At 55.8% G+C, this 5,166-nt stretch carries 3 protein-coding genes and 1 pseudogene; 3 read left to right on the forward strand and 1 reads right to left on the reverse strand.

Annotation, left to right across the window (positions count from 1 at the left end; genetic code table 11):
- The first annotated feature begins 169 nt into the window (after window positions 1-169).
- Complete coding sequence (locus tag ABYT07_RS18590; RefSeq protein WP_372993515.1) at window positions 170-529, forward strand: hypothetical protein; 360 nt, start codon at window positions 170-172, stop codon at window positions 527-529.
- Here ABYT07_RS18590 and ABYT07_RS18595 read toward each other — a convergent pair whose 3' ends face one another.
- Window positions 530-2,122 (reverse strand): site-specific integrase, encoded by a 1,593-nt coding sequence (locus tag ABYT07_RS18595; RefSeq protein ID WP_372993516.1) that lies wholly within the window; start codon window positions 2,120-2,122, stop codon window positions 530-532.
- A gap of 812 nt (window positions 2,123-2,934) precedes the next feature.
- Here ABYT07_RS18595 and ABYT07_RS18600 point away from each other — a divergent pair.
- Together ABYT07_RS18600 and ABYT07_RS18605 are read left to right on the forward strand one after the other, a co-directional pair.
- Complete coding sequence (locus ABYT07_RS18600; RefSeq protein ID WP_372993517.1) at window positions 2,935-4,869, forward strand: Hint domain-containing protein; 1,935 nt, start codon at window positions 2,935-2,937, stop codon at window positions 4,867-4,869.
- Between the two features lie 129 nt (window positions 4,870-4,998).
- Window positions 4,999-5,166, forward strand: a pseudogene (locus ABYT07_RS18605) (transposase); the annotation flags it as partial.

Below are 5,166 nucleotides of genomic sequence, written 5' to 3' on the forward strand. Positions count from 1 at the left end.
AACTCTACATCAAAGTGACGGGAAACTTCGGGGGGCAGGTCAAGGTCAGTAGCTTAATGGCAAGCTAAGCGGAAGTGGAGCGCCAAAAGTGCCGACTTGTTTTGCGCATGTATCATCTATCGCTAAACTAAGAAGAGGGCAGGCGAAGCTGTCAAAGATGGTGTCTTTGATGAAAACGCTGGTGGAGGGCATCGATATGCTTGGCGGGGCTGTCCTACGCTGGGTGTCCGGGCCAAAACCGAGTGAAGACAAACTGGTGTGGGGGCCGAATGCGCCGAAAACCAAAGAGGACCGCATGCGGATTGCGACACGTATTAAACCAGTGATGCCAAAACTGAAGCCCCTCGCGCAATCCATCCACCGCACGATTGAAGAAACCCTGAGCCGTGAGCGCGCCGAGATCGCAGCAGATGCGGCCTACGTTCTCGAACAGCGCGAGAATTTGAAAGCGGGGCAACGGGCCGAGTTGACCCGCATTCTGGATGCAAACTCAGATACCGACCCGAAGTCTGACGGGCCGGGGGTATGATCAGATCACGGCTGGTAACCTCTCAATGGCCGCCTGCAGGACAGCGGGCGGCGTAGGCTTGCTATAGGTGCGCTCATGGGTGTCTTTGCCCTCATGGCCAACGATGTCGCGCAGCACCTTGTCCGTGACATCGGGAACGTGTTCCAGCACAGCTTGAGCATAGTGGCGCAGACTGTGGAACGACAGGCCAGCACCTTCGGCACCAAAGGTCTTATCAACGATCTGGCGCATCCGGCGGCCCAGTTTGCGGCCATGCTTACCCGTTGCTGGTTCGCGCAGATCGGGGAACAGCTCGGCTTGCCCTTTGGCGCGGGCTTCTTCCATGAAATCCAGAAATCCCAGGGCGATCAGGCGACTGTGGATTGGCACGACCCGTTTTGACGAGATGTTCTTGATCCGCCGTAGCTCGGAATCCTCGATGCTGAGGCAAGGGATGCCATCGCGCTCAACAATGTCAGCAGGGGCCAGCCCTGCGATCTCTTCACGCCGCGCCCCTGTAAAAGCGCCGATCAAAGGCGACCAATAAACGCCGTTGCGGTAGATCTCGGTGCCCGGATCGGTCTGGTGATATTCGGATTTCGATCCGGACCAAACCGGAGATTTGAACAGGCTGTGCAACTCTGCCTCGGTGAACGCCTGTTTCTTGTCACAGTCGCGAACAGTGTCCTTGCGGCGTAGTTTTCCGGGTTTGAGCTTGGGGTTTACCGCAATGCCCTCATCCGAGGCCCACTCAATAATCTGGCCCAGATGCTCAAGATGGCGGTTGATCGTGCCGATGGACAGCCCGACCTTCTCGGGCGGCAGTTTGGCTGCGCGGGCCATGATCTCTTCGCGGGTGGCATTGCGGTCTGCAGGGCTTTTGCCCCAGCTTTTCGGCAGCTTGTAAAGCGCCGCGCGAAATCCCGTGGCATCCGTTTGCCGGATCTGGCGCACGTCGCGAATGCCCGTCAGCGTGGTAAACAGGCCAGCAAAGCTCTCATATTGGCGCAGGGTCTTTTCCTCAATGCCTTCGCTGCGCTTCATGTCGTTCATGCGGGACACAACGGCGTGCATGTCGGGATCGAGAGTGTCAGCTTCTACCTCGGGGGCAGAGACAAGCTGCAGGGGGGCGGCGTGCGCCTCTGGCTCTGGTGCCAGCAATTGAGAGGCCCTTTCCCAAAGGTCATCCGCCGCCGCGTCGATATCTGCCAAGGCCTCTTCGTGCCGGTTCCATGCAGCGGACTTCCCAGCGATCAGCAAGGACACCAGTTTTGCACGGTCAAAGGCCGAAAGCTGTGGATGGCCCGTTAATGCCTTGAAATCGCGCTGAATGATGTTCTGTCGTGCTTCGCTGGTGAGGTCATCGCGGATGATGTCCAGTTTAAGAGATACCAATGGATGATCAGACGTCGCGCCTTGCAAGCCGTCCTCATTCACCTGTGCCCAAGCGTCAGCTGTAGCTTGATCGTGGCGATGGTCGTCAGCGGGGTCGCCGGAATCAAATCGATGCAGCAGTTTCAAATTCTCGATCTTCGCCCGCTCTTTGGTGATGACACTGGCAAGCCAGCGCCGCGCCATGTCCGACGTGATCTGTTGATGAATGAGTTGCTCCATGACGATATCGCTTTCCGCACTGATCCTGCGGGACAGTATATGAGCGCAGCGCAGGTCTGTCGTCCCCAGCGAGAGCTTAATATCGACGATTCCTGTGGATTGTCGGCGTAAACGACGCCGCCATTGATAGGTATTTCCGCGTTTTGAGAGATGGGGTTGGTTCAACATTCGTTTCAGATCCGATTGGGACGGATACGAAACGGTCATGCCATCTGGCTGCAGGGGGATGTAACACCCTGATGCCACACCTACGAAGCCACGCTGTGACTTCGGTAGGTATTTCAACAACTTAGGTTGTAAATGGCTCCGACGGTAGGGGGCGAAGCTAATATGTCTTAAGTATCTGATCTTGTTTTGTTATTTCTGATCTCTTCGGCGTCGTAAAAGTGAATATATGACTATTCAGTATGACACATTCAGTATTTAGACAAGTCGACATGACGGGCGGATTGCGGGCTTTCGCTGCTGGTGCGAATTGAATTTTTAATAGCGGCGAGAGCTGACATTGAAACGGTCAATGTCCGTCTACGCATCCCGAAGAAATTAGCTTTTGATCGGTAGGTTCGACTGATCAACTTTTAAACAATTCGTGAGACAGCTTCACGCTTTATCGACAAAGCTTTCATAATCTCAGTGATTTGTAGCCAGTATTTCCAGACCCAAGCGGTCGGGAGACAGAGTCAGAGGTTTATCGTGTCCGAACTGCCGTTTGCAAGTTTCCCGTTTCCAAGAGCTGCGGGCTCCGCGTGCGTTGCGAGTCATTTTTCCAGTTTTGCGGGGGTTTTGCTTGAGCAGTTATTCGGGGAGCTGGCATGGCAACAGTAAGCGGTGGCAGCGGCAACGATACCCTAAGCGGCGACAGCGCAAACGACTATTTTGAAGGAAACGACGGCAACGACAGCCTGTCTGGCGGCGCGGGCGCAGACAGTGTCGATGGTGGCAGCGGCCAGGACACGCTCGACGGGGGGACAGGCAACGATCTTATTGCCGGCGGCCAAGGCAGGGACAGTATCAGAGGGGGCGATGGCGAAGATTTCATAGTCGGTGATGGTGATGCCTATGATCCAGCGTCGCACCGCTCCGGTGCGGGAGGGACCGCCGGAAATCTAACGGTCATCAACACCTCTGGCGCTCCAATCACCCTTGTCCGGCTGAACGAGGACGGCTCGCAAACCACAGTTGCCACCATCGCGGACGGCCAGACGCTGAACTACGCCACCGACAGTAACGACAACTTTGTCATACGCGGCCCGGAAAACATTTTCGTTGGACATGTCGAAAATGCTGCTGGTAAGTCCATCACCATCTCGAACGATGCCAACGACACCATCGACGGTGGACTTGGCAACGACACGATCTATGGTCAGTTCGGGAACGACAGCATCATCGGCGGCGCGGGGGCGGATTCGATAAGTGGCGGATCGGGTGACGACACCATCCGCGGCGGCGTCGGCAACGACAGCATGGACGGTGGTACCGGCTCTGACACCTTCATCATCGAAGACGGCTTTGGGAACGACACCATCAGCGGTGGCGAGGGCGGCGTCGATCTGGACACCATCGACCTCAGCCTGCTTAGCAGTGGCGTCACGGTCACCTACACGGGCAATGAGGCCGGCACGATCCAGAACGGTGCCAACCAGATTAGCTTTACCAATATCGAGCGGAACATCCTGACCGACAGTTCTGACATCTTCAATGCTGGGTCCGACAGCGTGGGTGTCAACGTCGATGGGCGAGGCGGCAGTGACTCGCTTCTGGGTGGGTCGGGGGCTGACACAATTTCCGGTGGCGCTGGAGCCGATACAATTGACGGCGGCACGGGCAATGATCTGCTGACCGGTGGCGCGGGCGACGACGTCTTCATTTATGCGACGGGTGATGGCGCAGATACTATCAGTGACTTCAACACCGGCAACAGTGGTGCTCTAAACGACGGTGATACCAACAACAACGACTTCATCGACTTGTCGACCTATTACGGTAATATCTGGGATCTGCGTGCAGACTTTGCCGATGATGGTATCCTCAACCAGTCGAACGATGGCCCCGGCGGCACCGACTACTCTGGCAAAACCCAGTTCGCACCTGGCGACAGTCTGACGTTCCAAGGTGCTGGCCAAAGCAGCTTTACCACCGACAACACAGGCGTCGTCTGCTTCGCCGAAGGCACGATGATCCTTACACCATCCGGTGAAGTGCCCATTGAACAGATCCGTCCAGGTGATCTGGTCGTAACAAAGGACAACTGCCCGAAACCCTTAGTCTGGAGCAGCATGCGACGTCTCAGGATGCGAGAGCTTGACCAAATGCCCCAACTCAAGCCGATCGAAATCAAACCGGGCACCTTCGGGAATCATAGCGCTCTTGTTGTGTCGCCTCAGCATGGGGTGTTGCTGCGTCATGACCACAACGAAGTCATGATCCGTGTCAAACATCTCGCTGAAATAGGCGGCGAGGTGGTGCGGGTCAAAAAAGGGTGCCAGAATGTGACCTACTGGCATCTCTTGTTCGAGCGACATGAGGTGATCTTTTCCAACGGCCTGCCCAGCGAAAGTTTCTTCCCTGGGCCAGAGGCGATCAAGACGCTGAACAATGGTGCCTTTGATGAACTGATAACCCTCTTTCCCTTGCTGAGCCGCGACTTAAATAGGGATGGAGTTTTGCAAAGCTACGGGCAAACAGCCCGAAGGTTTCTGCTGCGCAAAGAGATACCTTTAGAAATTAAGGCGCTTAATGATCGTTAGACGCTGCCGACGCGGCGGCCCACGAAAAGCAAGGCTCTGCTGGAAAACCACTATTTTTCAGGCGATCTTGGACGTCAGATCGGGGGCTTCGCTAATTACTATAACAACCAGCGTTACCATGAGAGGCTAACCGCCGATCAGGCCGCTGCACAGCTTGATGCGTTTGAGGAAAAATGGGCAGGGAAATATGCGTCCATCGCCCCGGCCTGGCGTCGAGCTTGGCAAGAGGTGATCCCATTCTTCGCCTTTGATCCCGCAATCCGAAAGATCATCTACACCACGAACGCCATCGAAAGC

Origin of the sequence: Sulfitobacter sp., from assembly GCF_041552635.1 — a bacterium.
Lineage (GTDB): Bacteria > Pseudomonadota > Alphaproteobacteria > Rhodobacterales > Rhodobacteraceae > Sulfitobacter.

Coding starts and splice junctions, on each gene's coding strand:
- ABYT07_RS18590 (WP_372993515.1), top strand. CDS start 170: ATGAAAACGCTGGTGGAGGGCATCGATATGCTTGGCGGGGCTGTCCTA.
- ABYT07_RS18595 (WP_372993516.1), bottom strand. CDS start 2,122: ATGGAGCAACTCATTCATCAACAGATCACGTCGGACATGGCGCGGCGC.
- ABYT07_RS18600 (WP_372993517.1), top strand. CDS start 2,935: ATGGCAACAGTAAGCGGTGGCAGCGGCAACGATACCCTAAGCGGCGAC.